Raw genomic sequence first — 21,436 nt, 5'->3', positions numbered from 1 at the left:
CCTGGCGCAACACCGCGGCAGGCGCAGCCGTAGTTGCTCGGTGCGTTGTTTCTCGTCCAGCCGAGCCTTGCAGCCGAGCCCCGCTATGTCCCGTCCGACCGACCTGACGGCCGCCACGCCGTCCCGCTACCAGAAGCCCGTTGGCCCGATGACCGAGGAGCAGGCGCGGCAGCACGTCGTGAAGCTGAAGGAGTTCTACTGGCACCTCGCCAGCTTCCTCGTCACGATGCCGATCCTGCTCGGGATCAACCTCTTCACCGACCCGAGCCACCTGTGGTTCATCTATGCGTTCCTCGGCTGGGGCTTCGGCGTGATGGGCCATGCCGCGGAGGTGTTTGGGACGCCGGGCCTCGGCTCGAAGTGGGAGGAGCGCAAGATGCAGGAGCTGATGGGCATCCAGCGCGATGAGGACGAGGCGTCGATCGAACGGCTGCGTGCGCTCGTCCATGAGGCCGTCGACGAAGAGGAGGCGCGGCACCGCCAGACGCAGGACGTGGACACGGCGCGCCTGCTCCGGCGCATCGAGCACCTCGAAGCCATCGTGACGAGCCGGGACTGGGAGATCGTGGAGGCCGACTATCGTGCCCAGACGGCGTCCGAAGCCCAGACGACGCCGGCCGAGGCGCCATTGACTCAGACACCATCTGCCAGGGCCCAGCGTATCGATCTCGACGCGCTGCCGGAGGACAACGGGCAGGTGCCCGACGAGGCGCGCGCCGCCTATCTTGCGAGGCGTGTCCACTAACCTCCTCGCCTCGCCCTCCATGCTTCTCGGTTATCTCATTCTCTATGTCCCAGACGTCGAACGCGCTGTGGCGTTTTACGAGCAGGCGTTTGGGCTCGCCCGGCGCTTCGTCCACGAGTCCGGCGACTATGCCGAGCTAGAGACGGGGGCGACCGTCCTCGCCTTTGCGGCCGACGAACTGGCCGCCTCGAACTTCACCGCGGCCTATCGCCCCGCCGATTCGTCGGCGCCGCCCGCAGCCTTTGAGGTGGCGCTGGTGACCGACGATGTGGCCGCGGCGTTCGAGCGGGCCACCGAGGCGGGCGCTGCGGTGCTGGCCGAGCCGACGCAGAAGCCGTGGGGGCAGACCGTCGCCTACGTCCGCGACCTCAACGGTGTCATCGTCGAGCTGTGCACGCCGGTCGGCGGCTAGCGCTCCTTCCTCGTTCGCCTCGCTGCTGTGTCCCTCGCTGTTATGCCCCTCGCTGTTGTGTCCACGCCCCTCCGCGTCCTCGTCGCTCCCCTCGACTACCTCGCGGCCGACGGGGCACCCGCGTGGGGCCGGATGGCGCCGCAGCACATGGTGGAGCACCTCGGGCTGCTGGCTGCGCTCAGCTATGGGCGCGTGACCTCGCCCGTCACGCCGCCTGAGGCAAAGTGGGACCGGCGGCAGGCCGCGCTCCAGTCCGACGATCCCTTCCCGCGCAACTTCGACCCGTTCAAGAGTGGCACGCTGCCGAAGCTGCGCTACGCCGGCCTCGACGCCGCCCGCGCGAAGCTCATGGATCATGTCCAGCGCTACGAGGCGCACTGGACGGCTCACCCCGACGCGACGCACGTCCACCCGTACTTCGGCCCGCTCGGCCAGGACGGCTGGGCGCGCTTCCACCACAAGCACGTCCGCCACCACCTCGCGCAGTTTGACCTGCTCGCGCACCTAGACGCGGCCTAGGCTCGCCTCGCCCATGACCGCTGCCAAGCACGTCGCTCTCGTGGCGCATGACTACAAGAAGGACGACCTGCTCGCCTGGGCCGAGCGGCACCGCGGCGCGCTCACAGGGCATCATCTCTACGCGACCGGCACGACGGGCAAGCTGCTTCAGGAGACGCTCGGGCTGGACGTGCATCGCTTCCAGAGCGGCCCGCTCGGCGGCGATCAGCAGCTCGGCGCGCGCATCGCCGAGGGCGGCATCGACGTGCTGATTTTCTTCTGGGACCCCCTCCATGCCCAGCCGCACGACCCCGACGTGAAGGCGCTCCTGCGCATCACCGTGGTGTGGAACGTGGCCGTCGCCTGCAACGAGACAACGGCTGACTACCTCATCGCCTCGCCGCTGATGGCCGGGCCCTACGAGCGCCAGCTTCCGGACTACGACGGCTACCTCCAGCGAGACGTGTAAAGCATCGCCGGTGAACGGAACAGACCCGATACCTCGGGGGTCGGGTCCCGCCGATTTCTCTCGCACGCCTTCCCCTGTCGCCCCGTGTCTGACCTCCGTACCCGCATCGAAGCCCTCGTCGCCACGCCTGACCTCGACCGGGCCGCGGCGCTGCCGGTCCTGGGCGACTTCCTCGACGCGCTCGATGCAGGGGAGGTGCGGTCGGCCGAGCGCGCAGAGGACGGCACGTGGCATGCGAACGGCTGGGTGAAGCAGGGCATCCTGCTCGGCTTCCGCCTCGGCGAGATCGTGGACCAGTCCGAGGGCGCGTTCCGCTTCTTCGACAAAGACACCTACCCGACGAAGCCGATGACGCTAGCCGATGGCGTGCGCGTGGTGCCTGGCGGCTCGACGATTCGGCGCGGGGCGCACCTGGCGCGCGGCGTCGTGTGCATGCCGCCGATGTACGTCAACGTCGGCGCCTACGTGGATGCGGGCACGATGGTGGACTCGCACGCGCTCGTGGGTAGCTGTGCGCAGATCGGGAAGCACGTACACCTCTCTGCAGCGGCTCAGATCGGCGGCGTGCTGGAGCCGGTCGGCGCGGTGCCCGTCGTGGTCGAGGACCATGTGTTTGTAGGCGGCGGGTGCGGCGTCTACGAGGGTTGTGTCGTGCGCGAAGGAGCCGTCCTAGCTGCGGGCGTGATCCTCACCGGCTCGTCGCGGGTCTACGATCTCGTGAATGAGATCATCCACACGCGCGGCGAGTCCGGCCAGCTCGAAATCCCCGCCGGGGCGGTCGTCGTGCCCGGCAGCCGGACCGTCTCGTCCGAGTTCGGGCAACAGCACGGCCTGGCGCTGGCTGCGCCCGTGATCGTGAAGTACCGCGACGCCTCGACGGACGCCGCGACAGCGCTCGAAGGCGCATTGCGATAGCGCGGCACGGGTGACGCGCGGGGTTGATGTGGGAGCGGCGGTCGGGGCTCGTTTCGTATCTCGTACTGCTGCCGTGCTCCTATCCCTGCGTTCCCATGCTCTGCGCCGCTGACCTCGCCACGCCGCTCGGGCCGTTTCTCGTAATCGTCGACGGCGACGGCGCTCTCGTGCGGACGGCGTTCGCCTCGGTGGACGAGGCCGAGGCCCGGATGGGCGAAGCTGTGACCATCGCCCCCGCACGCTGCGCGGAGGCGCTGGCGCAACTCACGGCGTACTTCGCAGGCGACCGGCGCACGTTCGACCTCTCCCTCGCCCCGTCGGGCACGCCGTTTCAGCAGCGCGTGTGGTCGGCGTTGCAAGCGTTGCCCTACGGCGCGGTGACGAGCTACGGAGCACTTGCCAAGCAGCTCGGTCAGCCCGGAGCCGCGCAAGCGGTCGGCCGAGCCAACGCGGCGAACCCGCTGCCGGTGGTGGTGCCCTGCCACCGCGTCGTCGGAGCCGACGGTAGCCTGACAGGCTTCCTCGGCGGCCTCGACAAGAAGCGGGCGTTGCTGCACCTCGAAGGCGCGCTTGCCGAGACGCCGGACCTGTTTGGAGATCAACGCTAGCCCGGCTATGAACCACCTCTGGAGTCCCTGGCGCGCCACGCACGTGGAAGCGTACGAGCCGCCGCCACCGGGCACGGGCTCGGTCTTCAGCCGCATCGCCGCCACGCCCGAGCGGGACGCCGAGCACTTCGTCGTGTGGCGCGGGACGACCGTGTTCGTGGTGATGAACCTCTACCCGTATAACAACGGGCACCTGCTCATCGTCCCCTATCGCGAGGTGCCGACCTACGCTGACCTCGACGACGATACGCACGTCGAGATCGCGCGGACGATTCGCCGGGTGATGGGGTGGCTACGGGCCACGCTCGCGCCCGACGGCTTCAACGTCGGGCTCAACGAGGGTGCGGCGGCGGGGGCGGGCATCCCGGAGCACCTCCACGTGCACGTGGTACCGCGCTGGACGGCCGACACCAACTTCATGCCCACGGTCGCGGGCACCAAGGTCATCCCCGAGGCGATGCGCGCGACCTACGAGAAGCTCATCGCCGCCGTCGATTCGGAGGAAATCGATTCGGAGGAAATGGAGGCGGAGGGCGACACGCAGGCTACTGGGGGCGACGGACGGGCTACCACGGGGGAATGAACGTCGTTTTCGTGGGCGAGGCGTTAGCCGGGCGGTAGCTTCGGCGGCGCTGCTTCACCCACCCGGCCCCGCGCTCGATGGCGCCCCCCACGCCTCCCGTTGCGTCCTCCTTCCGCTGGCGCGACCTCGCCTGGCCCGTGGCCCTGAGCGTGGTCGTGCTCGGCGTGATCGTGGGGTGGACGTACGAGCCGGGCGCGCTCACCGAGATCGCCGCGACGCTCGACCTGCGCGTGGCGGCGCTGGCACCGCTGGCGTTGCTCGGCATGGTGGTGATTGGAGGGGTCCGGCTGCGCTTCTTCTCGCACCGGCACCTCACCTGGCGCGGCGGTGTGCGCGGGCAGATCGCGTGGGACTTCATGAGCGCCGTCACGCCGTCGGCCATCGGCGGCGCGCCGTTGGCGGGCTACTTCGTCGCCAAAGACAACCGCCTCCCGGTCGGCGAGGCGATGGCGCTGATGCTCTTCGCCATGCTCATGGACCAGGTGTGGTTCGCCACAGCGGTTCCCATCATCCTCATCGCGTCCGGCTACGTGGACGTCTTTCCCGAGGCAGCCGGCAGCATTGGGCAGGGCCTGATCGCGGCCTACTTCGTGATCCTGTGGCTATGGGTGGGTCTGTTCGCCTTCGCCACGATCATTCGCCCGCAGGTGCTGAGCAGCGTAGCGCGGTGGCTGGTGCGCTTCCGCTGGCTCAAGCGCTTTGCCTCCGTCGTGGAGCGCGAGACGGAGGCGCTCGAAGCCCGGGCCACCGTCATCCGCAAGGAGTCGCCGGGCTTCTTCGTCGTGGGCTACCTCTACACGGCGGCAATCTGGATGTGCCGCTACCTCGTCCTCTTCGCGCTCCTCGCGAGCGTGGCACAGATCCCCCCCTTCACGACGCTGATCCGCATCATCGGGATGTGGCTGACGGCCCTGCTCATCCCCACGCCAGGCTCGTCGGGTGGGATGGAGGGGCTGTTCATGCTCTTCGTCGGTCCGTTCCTGCCGCTGGCGGCCCGCGGCGTGGTGGTCACGGTCTGGCGGCTGCTTTCCTACCACCTCATCATCGGCATCGGCCTCGTCGTGACGATGGGGACGATCCGCGAGGCACTCACGCGCCGCAAGGACGACGAGGCGGAGCCGGAGGGCGTGTAGCCGGTCAGCCGAAGAGCGTCCAGAAGACGCCGAAGCGGAGGTGATGCGGCGCAAAAGGATAAGTCGGCACCACGAAGGTCCCGGCGTAGGCGCGTTCGGCGAGTGCGTTCTCATAGACGAGGTAGACGCTCGCGCGCTTCTGAAGCCGCGTCAGGAGCACGAGGCCGAGGGTCCCGCTCGTGGGCGCGTCGATGGTCGCCGCGCTGGGGATGGGGAAGAGGCCCGACGGCGGGTGGTAGGTGCGGCTGGCGAAGCTCGTCCAGACGCGGCCGCGCAGCGCGATATCGAGGTCGAGCACGCCGTCGAAGACGTCGAGGGCGCGGAAGCCGGCCTGCGCGTGGCCCCAGGCATCGGGGAGCGCGGCGAGCGCGCGGATCGCCACGCTCGTGGAGCCCTCGCCCGAGTAGGTCCCCTGCTGCACCGACGCGGTGGTCGTGGCGTAGACGCCGCGCCGCGCATCGGGGCGGAAGGCGAGCGTGGCCGTGCCGATGGTCCGCTGGAGCGTGCCGGGCAGCGTACCAAACGTTGCGCCGCCCTCGTCCGCGCCTCCGGCTTCGGGGCTGTCGGCGAGGAGGAGCCGCGTGTTCTGTTGCAGCACCGCAGTCCCGCGCACGCCGATCCGAAACGCGCCAAGGTCGACCTGGCCGCCGAGGCTCGCCTGGGTCGTCCGCTCGTCGCCGCCGAGGTCGTCGGCCCGCAGCGCCACGCCCCCCGTCGAGTCTGGGCCATAGCCGCCGACCTCGGCCCGGCCGTAGCCGGTGCCACCGTAACGTACTCGCGCGTCCAGTCGCACCGGACCCACGGCACGCTCGACCTCAGCATAGCCGCTCGCGAACGTGCCCTCCGGTGTCACGTCGAGCCCGGCGCCGAGCCGCACCGCTGCGCCGCCGAGCACCGTCGAGTCGGTCAGCGCGACGTGCGCGAAGGAGCGCGCCTCACTGGTAGGCATGAGCGCCGCCGAGGTCGAGTCCAGCGCCGCGTCGCGCCAGGCTGTTGCCCGGATGGCGAGGCGGTGCGAACCGAGCGGCAGCGGCTGCACGAGCGCCACGCCCAGCCGCTGCGCCTCGACCTGAAACACATCGTCTGGGGATCCGACGAAGCCGGTGGTCGGTGTGTAGCGCGCCGTCTGCGCCAGCCGGAACGCCGTCACAGCAACGGGGGCCGGCAGCAGACCCGCGTCGAGCCGGAGCCGTGCTGAGAGCAGGTGCACGAGGTCTACGCGCGCGGCGGTCCCGTCGGCGATGGTGGCGGAGAACGGGTTGTAGAGCGCGGCGTTGGGCGTCACCGCGCCGCGGGCGCTGGCCTCGATGCGGGTGCGGTATTCCGTGACGGCGAGGGCCCATCGTGGCCGGTTCACCGTGGCCCGGGCGAGCACGCGGTAGCCGCCAACCTCCGAGCCGTCGTAGAAGCCGCCTGTCCCGACGCCCGCCACGTGAAAGAGCATGCCGAGCCGCCCGTCGCGGCCCACGAAGTCGGGTCGGCGCGTCTGGGCGTGGGTGGCCCCGATGAACTGAACGCCTTCCTGCCCGGTGAGGTAGCGAAGTTCGGTGCGGGCGACGGGCGCGTCGAGCGGACGCAGCGCGCTGTGGGTGGCGGCGGGTGCGCCCAGGGCTGCCGGCTCGCGACTGAGGCGCCCGAGCACATCGAGCGGGAGGAGGTCGTAGCGCGGGCGGCCCGTCACGAGGTCGGCCACCGGCGCCCCGTCGAGCGTGAGCGCGGCGCGGCGCGGCGCGCGGCCAGCGAAGCTCAGTCCGTGGGGCCAGCCGGGCTCGCCGAGGTCGTAGACGAACGCGCCGTCCAGGTCGGCGTGAGCCTCGGCGAGGAGAGGCAGCACGGACAGCCCTGGCTGCGTCGCCGGTACCTCGCCGAACACCACACCTGGCGCCGGTACGTAAGCGCTCAGCGGAGTCTGCGGAGGCGCTTCCTCCACGGCCGTCGAATCAGCAGCGGGCGCATCAGCGGTACTGGAGTCGGTCACGGCCGAGGAGTCCGCTGGAAGCGCGGAGGGCCTCACCGCGACAGAGTCGGTTTCCTGCGCGGCGGTGCCCAGCGAACCGACTAGGAGCACGATCAGACACGCAGCGGTTCGGAACCCCCACATCCTCACACACCCAGGCGCCCCCACCTGCTCACTCTCCCTCCGGGAACAGCCCGAAGAGGCGGCTCTCGATGCGGCTGATGATCTCGAAGCGGTCGGCGTCCTCGTTCACGAAGTCGAGGTCGTCGGTGTTGATGATGAGGCGCGGCGCCTCATAGCGGTCGATCCAGTCCTCGTAGAGCCCGTTAAGGCGCTCCAGGTAGTCGATGCGGATCGACGACTCGAACTCCCGGCCGCGCGACTGGATCTGGCGCACGAGCGTAGGGACCGAGGCGCGGAGGTAGACGAGCAGGTCCGGCGGGCGGAGGTAGCTCGTCATGATGTGGAAGAGCGCGCGGTAGTTCTCATAGTCGCGCGTCGCCATGAGCCCCATGTCGTGCAGGTTGCGCGCGAAGATCTCGACATCCTCGTAGATCGAGCGGTCCTGCACCACCGAGTGCGGCACCTGCTCAATGGACCGCTGGTGCTCGAAGCGGCTGGAGAGGAAGAAGACCTGCAAGTTGAACGACCACCGGTTCATGTCGGCATAGAAGTCCGACAGGTAGGGGTTGTCGTCCACGCGCTCGTAGAACGCCTCCCACTTGAAGTAGTCGCTCAGGACGCGTGTGAGCGAGCTTTTTCCCGCGCCGATGTTACCTGCAATGGCGACGTACTTCTTTCCGGAGGCAGGGGGGGCGGGCATCAGCGGGCAGCGAGGTGAAACGAGCGCACCGAAGGTACGACGCTGGTCGCCGGGCGGCGCGCTACGATGGCCGCGAGCCATCTAGCCGCATCCCGGCGCCCACCATCCGGAGCAGCGCACGGGCTGATCCTACCTGCCACGGCGTACCATCGGGCGCGGGGGCAACGGTGTCGAGCGCCGCAGCGAGGTGGCTCAGGGCAGCGGCCTCCGTTTTCTGCGCGGCCTCGCTGACGACACCCTCCGCAGGAGGGCCCGCGCCGAGGTAGCGGTCGCGCAACAACGTGGTCGCTACGGGCTCGAGTTGGGCGAGGGCATCCTCGACGGCGTGGCGCGTTGCTGGCGCGGCTAGCGCGATCGAATCAGCGGAGTTGGAACGAGAGGCGTTGGAACGAGGAGCGTCGGGCATCAACTAGACACGTGGTAGTAAAAAAGAAAGCTCGAACAGGCCAAGTTGGGGATACGGCAGGAGGTGCTAAATATAATGGAATTAAGGGACGTGGGGGCGTCAGGGATAGGGGAAGTTGAGGCAGGGAAAGACGGCGCGCACCAAAAATCTTGAGACCGCGCCGGAAAAACACCTAGCTCGTCAGCACTAGATGATGAGGGCCTAGTGCGCTCGTGGGTGCTCCCCACATCGGGTGTCTCCCGCCCTCGGTTCTTCTCACACCAACCTGCGTCTCTCATGAAGACCACTCCTCAGACCCGCACCCCGTCGACGGCCGCCCTCTCACTGCGCGGTGGCATTGCCTCACGTGCCGTGCTCAGCGTCCACGCTCATCGGACGACGAACTGGCCGCCACCTTGCTGGGCCGATACGCGCAGCTAGTGCACAGCACGCGCTGCCCAGGTAGCCGCGTGCATGCCTAGGCCGAGCCAGGTGCTCTCGCTGTGATCGTGTCGCTACGACCCGTGTTACAGCGAGGGGCCTGGCTGTTTGTTTGCACCTACCCTACTCTGAGCCGCTTGTGCTCATTGCCTGCCCGCCATGACTACCTCGACCTATCTCCTGCACCCACGCCTGCGGGCACGCACGCTCTGCCACGGCGCCATCGAACTGGTCGACCCCGACCTCGAAACCGTGGTGCTCGTCACCGATGTGGCACACGCGCTGACAACGCTCGTGCACACAGGATGCCTTCCTGAGGACCTCTCAGCGGAGGCGGTGGACGACCTCGAAGCGCTAGCGAATGCAGGGTTCTTGCTTCGCCTGCCTCCCGGACTCATGCCCGATGTCGCATTGCGCTGGTGGGACGTCGGTGTGGCACCGACGAAAGCAGCTACGCTGCGTCGCCACCGCGTGTCCGTAGCGGCCCTCGATGTCACGGCGAAAGGCATAGCCGCGGCCCTAGCCGACTACGGGCTGCACCCATCACGTTGGACCGAAGACACCCTGCTTGCCGACGTGGGGTTGATCCTGGCTGACGATGCCGCCTGTGTGGACGCCTTGCCGTGTCAGGTAGGCCTGCCGACGCTTGTCGTGCAGACGAACGCGGCCTTCCCCTGGGCCGTCTGGTTGGAGCCGGGACGTACCGCATGTCCGTGCTGTTTACATCGCCACTTGCAGGTCAACACACCGACGGCGCCGCTCGTCGTGCCACGGCAGGGCAACGTGCTCGGGATGTCTGCTGAGCGCATCGCAGCGCTCCTCGCCGAGGGGCTCGCCCGCGCTGCCTGGACGGCTGAGGTTCCCGAACTCACCACGCTAGGCAATCTCGACGATGCTGCCAGGCATACGGTGCGCCGTGTGCCGACGTGCCCGGCGTGCGGCTCGCCACCCGCCGAGAAGCCCCCGACATGGACCTCGCGTCCCAAGGCACCGGGGAGCCACCGCTGGGCATCGCTCGACGAAGCCTTCAACCGCCTTGAGACGATTCACAGCCCCATCGTAGGCATCTCGTCGGATCTGCCGACGCTGGCCGAGGACCCTAGCGACCAGAACAAACCCCAGGAGTCAGAGGGGACATCGTCCGTCTGGGGACCTCGGCAGGGACTCGGCGTGCGGTATCGCGCGCTCTGGCCCGTGCAAGCGATTGATGGTCTCCACCACAGCATCACGCTGGTGGCAGGCGGCACGGGGCCGGCGCTTCGACACGCCCGCGTGAAAGCGCGAGGGGAGGCAGCCGAGCGGGCCTCCGGAGCGTGGTGGGCTGAGCGTCCGCATGTCGTCGCCCGCGCTGCCGATCTCAAAGGCCGCGTGTATACGCCAGAGGACCTCCTCGGCTTCCGCGCTGACCAGTATGCCGACCGCGCCACATGGAACGCACGCACCCACAGGTTTTTGCGTGCCCCGGAGCGCTTTGACCCGGCGCTACCCACGGCTTGGATCCAGGCATATCCGCTGCCCAACGAAACAGGAGCCGAGGCTACCGACGAGGTACCGGTCTGGGTGCCAGCCGGGTATGCGTTTTACCAGTACGACTTTGGCGACGGGCCTATCTTCGCCAACGCTGACAGCAATGGTTGCGCAGCGGGTTCATGCCTGGAGGAGGCGGCGCTGTTCGGCCTCTACGAAATCGTCGAACGGGACAGCATCGCGCTGTGGGTGCGCTCGGGTGCGGTTCGGCCCGGCGTGGACCTTCGAACCGCGGCCCGCGTGGCGTTGCAGGATGCCCCCGGGCACTACGCGTCGAGAGGCCGCTCCCTTGCCGTCATCGATGTGACTTCCGACATCGGTGTGCCGGCATTCATCGCGCTCTCGCACCGGCTGGATGGACTGATGGGCTGGGCCCTCGGTTTCGGCTGCCACCTCGACCCGGAGGAGGCGGTGTCGCGCGCGGTCGGCGAGGTCACGCAGTCGGTGCACGAAGTCGAAGACGGATCCGACGCCCTCGCCTGGGGCGACGTCGCCACGGTGGAGGCCTTTCCGCACCTCGCCCCCGACTCGAATGTGCCTGCCATCGATCTCCGTTGTTGGCCTGCGGCCGCCACCGACGATGTGCTGGGTGACCTGCACGAGGTCGCTGCACGGGTGCGCCGCGCGGGCTTCGAGCCCTACGTGATCGATCAGACGCACCCGCTTGTGGGCATTCCGGTCGTGCGGGTCGTGGTGCCTGGGCTTGGGCACTTCTGGCGGCGTCTCGGCACTCCGCGCTTGGCGACCACGCCGTACGAATTGGGATGGGTCTCCGCTCCAGGCGTTATCAACGACCCGGACTGGACGGAGGTGACTGTGTAGGGCCTATCTGAAAAGCTGTCCAGAATAGGCCTTTGAGGGCATAGGTAGGCTGGCTATAGCAGCAGCAGGGTGCTAGATTAGGCCTCTGGTCACCCACCCGGCTGCTCGCTGTGCCAGCAGGCCTCCTCCACCGGATCCTCCTATTCGGCGTGTGTCTGGCGACACTCGCGCCCGCGCCGGTGCGTGCCCAAGAGGCCGGACCACCGCTGCTCGTGCGATACGGCACCGAGGACGGACTGCCTTCCGCACTCATCACGGAGGTCCAGCGCGATGCCCTGGGATTCTTGTGGGTCGGCACACTCAACGGACTGTGCCGCATGGAGGGCGCCGCATTTACGTGCTACCAGCACGATCCTGCAGATCCGAGTTCTCTCGCGCACGACATGGTCATTCCTGAGGGGCTGACCGTGGACCGTAGCGGACGGCTGTGGGTGAACACAAACGATGGACTCCAATATTTTGACGCACACTCCGGGCGCTTCGTCGACCACCCGGGCGTACGAGACCTCACGGTCTATGCCATCGCCGAGGCGAGCGAGGGCGGTCTGTGGGTGGGTACTTTATCGGGGTTGTACCGCGCGCTGACGTTGGAGCACGAGGCTGAACACGTGTGGGGCACCGCGCCCGTGTATGTCTTGAACGAAGCTGCAGACGGAACCCTGTGGGTGGGGGGTGCGAAGGGATTGGCCAAGCGCTCGCCCGGCGGTACGTTCGAGGACGTAGAGGGTCCGACTAGTACCGTCTTGACATTTCACCTGCTCCCTGATGGGGGTGCCCTCGTGGGCTTTGAGCAAGACGGTATATGGCAGCTCAGCGCGGATGGACGAATGACTCCTCGCGCGTATCCAGACGCCTCCCATCGTGTGGTCACCGTAGACGCAGCTCCCGATGGAAGTGTCTGGGTCGGCACGTGGTGGGACGGACTCTACCGGGTCTCGGCCACGCGAGACACGGTGCTGCAGCACATCAAGCCCCAGCCTGGGGTGGTGGGAGGACTTCCCAACATCAGTGTGGCGGATGTCCTGGATGACCCGCAGCTCGGTACTTGGATTGCCACCTGGGACGGATTGGTGCGCCTACTCCCGCCCTCGCCCTACCAGGCGCTTGAGCCGCGTTTCGGGATGGATCCCTATGTGATGGCCATCGACGAGCAGGCCGGTGCGACGCTTTGGGTCGGAACGCTCGGCGGCGTCCATCGGGTCGACCCCCGGACGGGACGTTGGAGCACGATTCCGGGGACCGAAGGCTGGGCGGTACGTGCCTTGGCGCAGGACGACCAAGGCAATCTCTGGATTGGGACGGAGCAGCACGGTATCCAATATTGGGATGCTCAAACCGGTGCACTAACTGTGCGCTTTGCTGGGGTCTTGCCCCCGGGCACGGGTAGCGTTCTATCCATCCACCTCGCTGAGGAGGGTGACCTGTGGATTGGCACCGGCAGGGATGGGGTATGCCTTGCCCCGGCCCGCACCGTGTCGAATGATCCGGAAGACGTGACGTGCATCAACACGGAGGGGCCTCCTGGCCGCGCGCTGACCTACGACGAGGTGTACACACTTGCGGAAGGCAGCGACGGAAGCGTGCTCGTGGGGACATCAGGGGGCGGCGCTCTGCGCGTCGATGCAGAGCGGCGTGTGCACCCGCTTTCGCCACAGGCGGCCGCGGATCCGAGGCTGTCCACGGCACGGGTGGTCGCGCTCTTGCTCGACACGGAGGGCGGCGTGTGGGTCGGTACGTTCAACGGCGTAGCGCGTGTGGCGCCGAGTGGCGACGTCCAGTGGTATGGCGTGGCAGACGGGCTTCCCCACTCAAGCTTGGGGTGTTTGCTTTCGGACGAAACCGGTCGGGTTTGGGCGAGCACAGGCGCGGGACTTGCCGTCTTCGAAGCAGGGCGCTGGGAGCCGCGTGGACGCCCGGAACAGCTCATCACGTCGTCCTTCACCATGGGAGCGTGCGCCCAGGCCTCGACCGGGCTCTGGTTCGGCACCCGCCAGGGGATTGTCGGCGTTGACCCTGCCGTGGTGCCTACCACGCCGGAGGCACCCTCGGTGGCGTTCGCGCGCCTGGAGCGAGACGGGACCGATGTGCTGCCAGCACCGACGCCGCTCGCCAAACTCACGCTACGCCCCGGTGACGACCGCCTCATGGCCCACCTCGTCAGCCGGGCCCACCCCCACCCCGAGGCTGTTCAGTTTGCCTACCGCCTTGAGCCTGCCCGTGCGCGCTCCGACGCGGACTGGGCAGCGCTGGATGGGTCCTCGTTGCTGCTGGCCAACCTCGCACCGGGGCGCTACGTGCTACGTGCGCGTGCGGTCGGAGCCACGGACCCTGCTCAGGAAGCGCGCCTCACCCTCGTTGTGCAGGCCCCACTGTGGCAGCGAGGCTGGATGCGGTTTCTCGTGCTCCTGATTGTCGCTGCGCTGGTTGTCGCGATGTATCGCTACCACCTCCACCGCGCCCTCGAAGTCGAGCGCACGCGCCGGCGCATCGCCGACGACTTGCATGACGACCTCGGGAGTCGCATCGGCGGGCTCGCCAACCAACTCATCCTTGCCAGCAACCGGGTGCCCGTCGAGCACAAGGCCGCCCTACGCGGATACGGGAACCGCACCCAACTCCTCGCCTCGGACCTCCGCGATCTTGTGTGGGTGGTCGACGCTGCCCGGGACTCCCTGGAAGCGCTCGCCGAACGCATTCGCGGTACGGCACACGACCTGCTGACTGAGGTTGAGGTAGAGGTCGAGGTTACCGGAGCTGTAGCGCTTTCCCTGCCGATGACCGTGCGGCGGCACATCCTGTTCATCTGCAAGGAAGCCTGTCACAACATCGCTAAGCATGCGGGCGCGTCGCGAGTGCACATGCGCTTGGAGGCCGCTGCTGGAAGGCTCCAGGTCCACATCGAAGACGATGGTCGGGGCATGCCCCTGCGCAACGACAGGCCTACAGCGCGCGGGCACGGCCTGGCATCCATGCAGCGCCGCGCCGATGAACTGGGTGCCGCGCTGACGACCTCGGCGAGCACCCTGGGCGGTGTCCGTCACCACCTGGACGTGCCGCTCCAGTCGCATGGACGCTGGTACTACCGGTGGCACCAGCGCGCGCGCGCGCTCTTCGGGCGGCCGAGGAGCACACCACCGCCGGTGGACGGGACAGACCCGTTCCCGGGAGATGGCTACCCAGGTCCAAACGTGCCGACGGCGTCCCGGGCCTCGCTCCGCGATGCGGCATAGAATAGCGGACTCCCGCGATAGGCACAGCCTCCGTGTGCCCGTACCCTCCGCCACGCACCAACTCGCTACGCCCCATGTCTGTCTCTCTACCCGAACCCCTCGCGATCTGGCTAGTCGAAGACGATGGGCAGTTCCAGGATGACTTCGCTGCGGTGGTCAACGAAGCATCCGATCTTACGCTGACCGCCACGTTTGGTACCGTGGCGGGCTTCGAGCACGCGCTCGACGATCCGACGCGGGATCGCCCCGACCTCGTCGTGATGGACGTGCGCCTGCCCGACGGCAACGGAATCACGGCGACCCGGCGCTATCGGGAGGACTACCGCGGTGGTGCCGTGCTGATGCTCACGAGCGTGGACGCGCCGGACACGGTCTTCGCAGCGCTCCAGGCTGGGGCCGTGGGCTATATCCTCAAGGATCGCCTCGCGGACAGCCTGCTGAAGGCCGCGCGGCAGGCAGTACAGGGCGGCATGGACGTGTCCCCAGGCGTCGCAGCCTACGTCCTGGACTATTTCCAGAAGCTGCCGAAGGTGCCCGCTCAGAAATCACCCCTGCCGAAGGTGCCCTCGCCCCTCTCGGCGCGCGAGGAGGAGGTGATCCGACTGATGGCCCGCGGCTTCAGCCAGAAGCGCATCGCCGACGCGCTGTGCATCAGCACGCACACGGTGGACACGCACGTGCGCAATATCTACCGCAAGCTGCACGCCTCGACCGGCCTCGAAGCCGTCGCTATCGCAGTGCGGATGGGCATCGCGGACTGACGTTTCCAGACCGGGGCGCTAGGTCGCGGAATGGTTCTCATGGATGGCTTGGTATCGGACGCGTCGCCAAAGGGTGGTGCAGGCGGAGGCGCGGGGCGCCGTGAGGTATGACTCTTGCTGATACCCAGCAGGCGTGTCTGTCTCGCACTCACCCAGAGCCCTCGTGTCGTTTGCCTATCGTCTCATGCCAGCCTGGCCGTCGCTCGCGTGGGTGGCGTGCGGCCACCGCAGGCGGCCGAGCATCGAGGTGCTGCACGGCTCCGGCGTCGTGCGCGCGGACGACTGGTTCGGCGAGGTCGTCTGGGACGCACCGTACGAGGCGGCGGCCTTCGATCAGACCGACCTCGTCTATGGGTCGGGCGCTCGAAAGCGCGACGGCGGGGTCACCTTCGTCTCCGCCTCGCACACGATGGACCGCCTCGTCTGGAGCAGCGATGGCGAGACCTTCTGGGTGAGCAACAGCCTCCCGGCGCTCCTGGCCGTCTCCGACACGACCGTCGACCCCGTCTATCCACACTACCCCCGCGACTTCACGACGATGACGCTCGGGCTGTCGGAATATGAGCGAGAGGTCGCCGCGACGAGCCCAGCTTCGCGGACCGTGCGCCTGCTCTACCACGACAACCTCCGGCTGGACGAGCACGGCCTCCAGGTGGTCGCCAAGCCGACCATCGAGCGGGACCTGTCGACCTACGCGAGCTACCGGAGATTTCTGGAAGCGGCGCTGCAACGATGCGCCGCAAACATGGCCGACGCTCGCCGCCGACAGCCCTACGCCTGGATGGGCACCGTCTCGACGGGCTTCGACTCGCCGACGGCGGCGGCGCTCGCGCGTGCGGCTGGGCTGAACGAGGCGCTCACGATCACGTCCGCACGCGGCGGAGCGTCCGACTCCGGCGACGCCATCGCGGAGTACCTCGGCGTCGCGCTGCACCGTGTGGCGCGCGATGCGTGGCGCGCGACGGCCTTTCCCGAGGTCCCCTTCCTCGCGGCGGACGCGAAGGGGGAAGACGTGTATTTCCGCGGCGCTGAGTCGCTTCTGCGCGGGCGGGTGCTGCTGACGGGCTATGGCGCTGGCGCGTGGGCGCGGCGCGAAGCCCCGCTCACCGAGATCCGCCGGGGCGACCAGTCGGGTCTGTCGCTCACCGAATACCGCCTCTGGGCGGGGTTCATCAACATGCCGCTGCCCACCTTCGGGCTCCGTAGCGGAGGCGGCATCTACCGCGTCAGCCTGAGCGACGAGATGCAGGCATGGGCGCGGCCTCGTTCCTACGACAAGCCGTTCTGTCGGCGCGTCCTCACCGAAGCGGGCGTGCCCGACGGCCTCTACGCGACGGAAAACAAAGCGGCCTCCGTGCTTCTCTTCGACCGGCGGAGCTTCCTCTCGGAGACGTCTCTTGCGGACTTCGAGGCGTACCTCGCCCGGCTGCGGGGCACGAACCGCGCGGAGGTGTTTGGTCAGCAACTCCGTACGCGGGCGCGCAGCCTGGCCGCACGCACTGTGGTGGAGGGGGCTGGACGATTGCCGGGCGCTTTCGCGCATCGGCTTCGCCACTCCGGACGGCTCAACGAGACCGCCTACCAAGACGCGCGCTACGACTACCTCTTTGCCTGGGCCACGGAGCACGCGGTTGCCCGGTATCGGCAGACCGTCTAGGACAGGAATCGCCGCGCCGCGTGCGTGTTCTGGAGGACGAACCGGAACGCAATCATCGCAATGTGCGGGCGTGTAGAGATTCGGAGTGCTCCTTGCTGGGTGGGACCCATGTCTGCTGTTGCGCTAGCCCCATGTCGCCATGCAACCCCCCGCTCCTTCTGAGCCCCGCCGCGCGCCCCGCTGGGTGCGCTGGAGCGTGGCCGCGTTCATGGCCGTGTGGGCCTCCGGCCAGCTCGTCGTCGTGCAGACGCAGGGCTTGAGTTCGTGGCGCGCCGGTGGCTTCGGGATGTACGCCAGCTTCCACCCCGTCCAGCGCGACGCCTGGGTGCAAGCGGAAGGCCAGGAAGAACTGCAGCGCTTCTGGAAGAAGGGCACCTACGATGTTCCGGTCTTCGAGATCGTGCGTCCGCACCTCACATTTCCGCGCCCGGGGGTCCTCCAGGACGCGCTCGATGCGCACGCCGCCGCCGGTCACCCGCGCTACGCGGTTGAGATCACGACGCTCTCGTTCGACGTGGAGACGCGCACGCTCTCCCACAGCCCGGTCCTGAAGGTCGCGGCGACGGGCTTCCAGTCCCCCGCCGAGCCTACTCCCGTTCCTACGTCGGCAGCCACCCCTGCAGAGGACTAGCGATGAAGACGACCCTGCTCGCCCCTTCAGCCTCTCCAGGGCTCTCCATCGGCACGCCGGCACCGAGCCGCTCGGCGCTCGAAACCCTGCGGGTGTCCCTCGCCGTGGCAGCCCTCGTCTACCTGGGCTACATCTTCACGTCGGTCCGCATCGAAGAGACGCTGCGCATGGGCCTGGCGATCCTGCTCTTCGGCACCATCGTCCTCGGCGTGACGACGCGGCGGGCCCTCCTGGTGTGGCCGGTGATCTGCGTGACCCTGGCGATGGGGCTCGTCGCCCGCCCGCTCGACATGCCCAACCACCACTGGATGGTGACCTACCTCGCAGCCGTAATCAGCATCGCGACGCTGTGGACGCGCGACCCGGCGGCCCAGGTGGAAGCGCTCCGTGCGAATGCGCGCTGGCTCCTCGTCGTCCTGATGGGCTTCGCGACGGTGCAGAAGCTGCTCTCGCCAGACTTCATGGATGGCTCCTACATCGGCTTTGAGCTAATCCGGGGCGGCTTCGCTGGGCCGGTGCTGGAGCTGATCCCTGCAATCGGCAGCGTCATCGGGCCGAACGCGGAGGCGGTGCAGCACTTCCACGAGACACCGCCGGCCGACCTCGCCGCGATCACGCTCGCCTCGCCGTTCCCAGGCTTTGCGACGGCAGCCTACACGATTACCGCGCTGACGCTCCTCATGGAGGCGTGGCTCTGTCTGGGCATGTGGGCGTTTCCCAAGCGCCGCATCACGCACCTCTCGCTGATCCTGTTCATCGTGACGCTCGCCGTGATCCGCCAGGAGGTCACGTTCATCTCCGTCGTGTGCGTCGTTGGGCTGCTGGCGTGCACGCCGGAGCAGCGCTGGTTGCGGTGGACCTACATCGGGCTGGCCGTCGTCACCGCCGCTGCTGTGCTGAAAACGCTTAACTTATAGCGAGTTAGTAAGAGGGCGGGCTTAGCGACGTCGCCGTCATCTCTGCAGGCTCGGCATCGTCGAGGCGCATCACGAGGGCGTAGCAGCCCCACTTGAGGACCGTGCCCAGCGCTGCGGCGAGGAGAAGCCCAGCGGCGGCGCCATTCAGTCCATAGGCGTGCCCGAGGGGGGCGGCGAAGAGCACGATCATCACGAGCCCGGCGAGGTTGAGCCCGAAGTTGACGTGCGGATACTCCAGCACCGAGATCACCTTGGTCGCTACGAGCGCGAGGGCGGCAACCCCCACCGACCCAGCGAGGAGAACGAGCGTGGCGAGCATGCCATCGTACTGCGGGCCGTAGATCACGCGGGTCGCAGGGGCACCGGCCAGAGCGATGGCACCCATGTAGAGGACCACAGCAACGAAGGCGAGGCGGGTCACGCGGGCCGTCGTTCGGGCGAGTTGGGGACGACCTCCCTGAGCGCGCTGCTGGGCGAGGATCGGCGTCATCGCGTTGCCTGCACCTTGTAGGAAGGGGCTCGCGAGCTGCACGATCGACCAGAGTGCCGCGTAGACGCCGGCGGCCGCGAAGCCACCCGTGATGGCGAGGATCCAGTTGAGCGCATAGCCCTGGAGCACATGGCTGGCCTGCGAGAGCGCGCCCCATCGCCCGAAGCGGAACGACTGCCCGGCGTCTGCCCGCAGCCAGGCCCGCCGGAACGCGAGGCCTCGCCATGTGGACACGAGCCAGCCGACCCCGACGACTCCGCACGACCCCGCGAGCACCATCGTCATGGTAGCCGCGTCGAGGCGCTGGGTCGCCACGAGGAACACGAGGCCGCCGAGTTGGAGCGCGGAGGCGACCCCGTCGACCACCAGCGCCGCGCCGAAGCGGAGGTCGGCGAAGAGCACCTGGCGGGCGGTCTCGCGCAGCGCCCAGGCAGGCAAGGCCAGCGTGACTGCCGCTGCCAGAAGCGGGTACGTGTCTCCCACAGCGGTGGCAGCAAGCGACCCGTTGAGCAGCACCGCCCCGAGGCCCGCGAGCAGCGTAATCCCCCCGGCGAGCAGGGTCCATCCCAGTACGACGCAGCCGCGCATGCCCTGCCGCCGAGCCTCCGTGGCTCTCGGGGCGAACACAGCGTAGGGCGTGATCAGCAGCGAGCGCAGCGTCGTCGCAACGATCATGATCAGCGAAAACCCGACTGCGTAGAGGCCGAGCACTTCGGCGCCGGCCACACGCCCCAGCACGGCCACCGTCACGAAGTTGGTGCCGCTCACCACCATCTGATCGACGATGGCGAGGCTGCCCCAGCCCCGGTTGCTCAGGCCTCGGTTACCCAGGCCTCGGTTACCCAGGCCTCGGTTGCCCAGGCCCCAGCGGCCTGGGCGGCGAAGCCCGCGTTCGAGCAAGAAGCGCACGAGCGATCTACCTGGAAAGGTGAAGTGTAGAGCGGCGTTGAAGGTACTTCCGGTATCGGCGCAGCAGGGCCCGAGCGCGTTCATCGGCCCAATGGCGGCGGCGTTCGTAACTGGTGCGTGGACACTTTGCAACGCCGTACGCCAGGCGAGCAACGTGGCGCGCTTGTTGTGCGCAGACTCGGGCTCGTCCCCGTCTCCCGCGCGGGACCACGGCAGCGGTCAGCCCGCGCCGTCCGCTAGCTGCGCCGTCTAGTGCCATGCGCGTCCTTTATTGCCACACCTATTACCAGTACCGAGGAGGCGAAGACCTCTCGTTCGAGTCTGAGGTACAGATGCTCCGCGAGGGCGGCGTTGAGGTGATTCCGTTCGTGCAGCACAATGCGCAGATCGGAGCGGGGGTGTTTGACCGGGTGCGGGCTGTGGGGCGGGCCGTCTACAACCGCCAGGCCCGCCGCGACGTGGAGGCGCTCATCCGGAAGTACAAGCCGGACGTGATGCACTGCAACAACCTCTTTCCGCAGATCTCGCAGTCGATCTATGCCCCAGCCCGGGACCTCGGGGTCCCGATCGTGCAGGCGCTGCGCAACTACCGCACGTTCTGCGCCAACGCGTGCTTCTACCGGGCGGGTGCGGTATGCACGGCGTGCCACACGCAGCGCGCCGCGTTTGCCTCGGTGCGCCACGGTTGCTACCGAGACAGCCGCGCCGCCAGTGCCGTGGTGACGGCGATGCAACTCGTCCAACGCACGCTGCAGCGGATGGACGAAGCGGTCTCGGTCTATTTCACTCCCTCCGAGTTTGCCCGCCGTGTGCACATCGACGGAGGGTACGGCGCCGAGCGCGTCCACGTGAAGCCCAACTTCGTGCACCCCGACCTGGGGCCTGGACCAGGCGACTCCGAGACCTTTGTGTTCGTAGGGCGGCTCTCCACCGAGAAAGGAATCGACACGCTGATGAAAGCTTGGGATGGGTTGCGTGTCCCGCTCGTCATCGTCGGCGATGGGCCGCTGCGCCCCGACGTGGAGGCGTTCGCGCAGGCCCACCCGATGGTCACATACCGGGGGCAAGTCGCCCTGCCAGAGGTGGTCGCCCTGCTCGGTGATGCGCGATGTCTGGTCATGCCCTCGCAGTGGTACGAGACCTTCGGGCGCACCATCGTCGAGGCGTTCTCGCGCGGGACGCCTGTGATCGCGAGCAACCTCGGCGCCATGGCCGAGCTGGTGGCCGACGAACACAACGGGCTTTTGTTCGAGGCTGGCAACGAGGCCGCCCTCCGCGCCGCAGTAGGTCGCATCGGGCACTTGGCACCGGCCCGCTACGCCTCCTTGCGGGCGGCTGCCCGGCAGACGTTCACCCAGCGGTTTACCCGGGCGTCAAATTTCGAGCGCCTGCTGGAGCTGTATGCGTTGGCCCTCGGCTCCCGTGCGTCCGGGGCACACCCGGCTGGGGCGCACCCGGCACAGCACCCCTGGGTGGGCGATGGCGCCCTGGTTCCGACACCCAGCCCCGAGGTCCGGTGAGGC

The 21,436-nt window shown here is 68.2% G+C and carries 19 protein-coding genes and 1 tRNA gene; 15 read left to right on the top strand and 5 right to left on the bottom strand.

Going from position 1 to position 21,436, the window contains the following annotated elements; all coding sequences use genetic code 11:
* Positions 1–85: 85 nt before the first annotated feature.
* Entirely contained in the window at positions 86–745 is a 660-nt protein-coding gene (locus tag AAFU51_13015; GenBank protein ID MEO1572178.1) for a 2TM domain-containing protein, read from the top strand.
* Positions 746–764: 19 nt separating this feature from the next.
* Positions 765–1,157, top strand: coding sequence for a VOC family protein (locus tag AAFU51_13010; protein MEO1572177.1), 393 nt, complete (start codon positions 765–767; stop codon positions 1,155–1,157).
* 225 nt (positions 1,158–1,382) lie between these two features.
* Here the strand turns inward: AAFU51_13010 and AAFU51_13005 are convergent.
* Positions 1,383–1,481 (bottom strand) — tRNA-OTHER (locus tag AAFU51_13005).
* On the opposite strand from AAFU51_13005, the gene AAFU51_13000 reads away from it, so the two are divergent.
* The 6 genes from AAFU51_13000 to AAFU51_12975 all read left to right on the top strand — a co-directional run bounded on the left by AAFU51_13000 (position 1,458) and on the right by AAFU51_12975 (position 5,363).
* On the top strand, positions 1,458–1,676 hold the full coding sequence (locus AAFU51_13000; GenBank protein ID MEO1572176.1) for a DUF1569 domain-containing protein: 219 nt from the start codon (positions 1,458–1,460) through the stop codon (positions 1,674–1,676). The genes AAFU51_13005 and AAFU51_13000 overlap by 24 nt on opposite strands.
* A 13-nt stretch (positions 1,677–1,689) precedes the next feature.
* Positions 1,690–2,124: a methylglyoxal synthase gene (locus tag AAFU51_12995; GenBank protein ID MEO1572175.1), complete on the top strand. Its 435-nt coding sequence runs from the start codon at positions 1,690–1,692 to the stop codon at positions 2,122–2,124.
* An 84-nt stretch (positions 2,125–2,208) separates the two neighbouring features.
* The gene (locus AAFU51_12990; GenBank protein ID MEO1572174.1) at positions 2,209–3,039 is read left to right on the top strand and encodes a 2,3,4,5-tetrahydropyridine-2,6-dicarboxylate N-succinyltransferase; all 831 of its coding nucleotides are present in this window, start codon (positions 2,209–2,211) and stop codon (positions 3,037–3,039) included.
* Positions 3,040–3,134: 95 nt separating this feature from the next.
* Positions 3,135–3,647 carry a methylated-DNA--[protein]-cysteine S-methyltransferase gene (locus tag AAFU51_12985; protein MEO1572173.1) on the top strand — a complete coding sequence of 171 codons (513 nt, stop codon included), beginning with the start codon at positions 3,135–3,137 and terminating at the stop codon, positions 3,645–3,647.
* 7 nt (positions 3,648–3,654) lie between these two features.
* Entirely contained in the window at positions 3,655–4,230 is a 576-nt protein-coding gene (locus tag AAFU51_12980; GenBank protein MEO1572172.1) for an HIT domain-containing protein, read from the top strand.
* A gap of 77 nt (positions 4,231–4,307) precedes the next feature.
* Entirely contained in the window at positions 4,308–5,363 is a 1,056-nt protein-coding gene (locus AAFU51_12975; GenBank protein MEO1572171.1) for a lysylphosphatidylglycerol synthase transmembrane domain-containing protein, read from the top strand.
* 4 nt (positions 5,364–5,367) lie between these two features.
* Here AAFU51_12975 and AAFU51_12970 read toward each other — a convergent pair whose 3' ends face one another.
* The 3 genes from AAFU51_12970 to AAFU51_12960 form a co-directional block, all read right to left on the bottom strand.
* Positions 5,368–7,341 carry a hypothetical protein gene (locus AAFU51_12970; GenBank protein MEO1572170.1) on the bottom strand — a complete coding sequence of 658 codons (1,974 nt, stop codon included), beginning with the start codon at positions 7,339–7,341 and terminating at the stop codon, positions 5,368–5,370.
* A gap of 151 nt (positions 7,342–7,492) precedes the next feature.
* Positions 7,493–8,143, bottom strand: a complete 651-nt coding sequence (locus AAFU51_12965) for a deoxynucleoside kinase (GenBank protein ID MEO1572169.1) — start codon at positions 8,141–8,143, stop codon at positions 7,493–7,495.
* Between the two features lie 61 nt (positions 8,144–8,204).
* Positions 8,205–8,549 carry a hypothetical protein gene (locus AAFU51_12960; protein ID MEO1572168.1) on the bottom strand — a complete coding sequence of 115 codons (345 nt, stop codon included), beginning with the start codon at positions 8,547–8,549 and terminating at the stop codon, positions 8,205–8,207.
* A gap of 579 nt (positions 8,550–9,128) precedes the next feature.
* On the opposite strand from AAFU51_12960, the gene AAFU51_12955 reads away from it, so the two are divergent.
* From AAFU51_12955 to AAFU51_12930, 6 genes are all read left to right on the top strand, one after another.
* Positions 9,129–11,318: a YcaO-like family protein gene (locus AAFU51_12955; protein ID MEO1572167.1), complete on the top strand. Its 2,190-nt coding sequence runs from the start codon at positions 9,129–9,131 to the stop codon at positions 11,316–11,318.
* A 110-nt stretch (positions 11,319–11,428) separates the two neighbouring features.
* The gene (locus AAFU51_12950; GenBank protein MEO1572166.1) at positions 11,429–14,548 is read left to right on the top strand and encodes a two-component regulator propeller domain-containing protein; all 3,120 of its coding nucleotides are present in this window, start codon (positions 11,429–11,431) and stop codon (positions 14,546–14,548) included.
* A 74-nt stretch (positions 14,549–14,622) separates the two neighbouring features.
* Positions 14,623–15,309 carry a response regulator transcription factor gene (locus AAFU51_12945; protein ID MEO1572165.1) on the top strand — a complete coding sequence of 229 codons (687 nt, stop codon included), beginning with the start codon at positions 14,623–14,625 and terminating at the stop codon, positions 15,307–15,309.
* 163 nt (positions 15,310–15,472) lie between these two features.
* Positions 15,473–16,966, top strand: a complete 1,494-nt coding sequence (locus AAFU51_12940) for a hypothetical protein (GenBank protein MEO1572164.1) — start codon at positions 15,473–15,475, stop codon at positions 16,964–16,966.
* Positions 16,967–17,105: 139 nt separating this feature from the next.
* Entirely contained in the window at positions 17,106–17,597 is a 492-nt protein-coding gene (locus AAFU51_12935) for a hypothetical protein (GenBank protein MEO1572163.1), read from the top strand.
* Between the two features lie 2 nt (positions 17,598–17,599).
* Positions 17,600–18,514 (top strand): hypothetical protein, encoded by a 915-nt coding sequence (locus AAFU51_12930; GenBank protein ID MEO1572162.1) that lies wholly within the window; start codon positions 17,600–17,602, stop codon positions 18,512–18,514.
* 4 nt (positions 18,515–18,518) lie between these two features.
* On the opposite strand, the gene AAFU51_12925 is transcribed toward AAFU51_12930, so the two are convergent.
* Positions 18,519–19,913, bottom strand: coding sequence for a hypothetical protein (locus tag AAFU51_12925; GenBank protein ID MEO1572161.1), 1,395 nt, complete (start codon positions 19,911–19,913; stop codon positions 18,519–18,521).
* A gap of 257 nt (positions 19,914–20,170) precedes the next feature.
* Here AAFU51_12925 and AAFU51_12920 point away from each other — a divergent pair, with 257 nt between their 5' ends.
* Complete coding sequence (locus AAFU51_12920; GenBank protein ID MEO1572160.1) at positions 20,171–21,433, top strand: glycosyltransferase; 1,263 nt, start codon at positions 20,171–20,173, stop codon at positions 21,431–21,433.
* Positions 21,434–21,436 lie beyond the last annotated feature (3 nt).

This window comes from Bacteroidota bacterium (assembly GCA_039821555.1).
Lineage (GTDB): Bacteria > Bacteroidota > Rhodothermia > Rhodothermales > Rubricoccaceae > JBCBEX01.
Note: the sequence above shows the minus strand (reverse complement) of the source record. Positions and strands in the feature narration are given on the sequence as shown.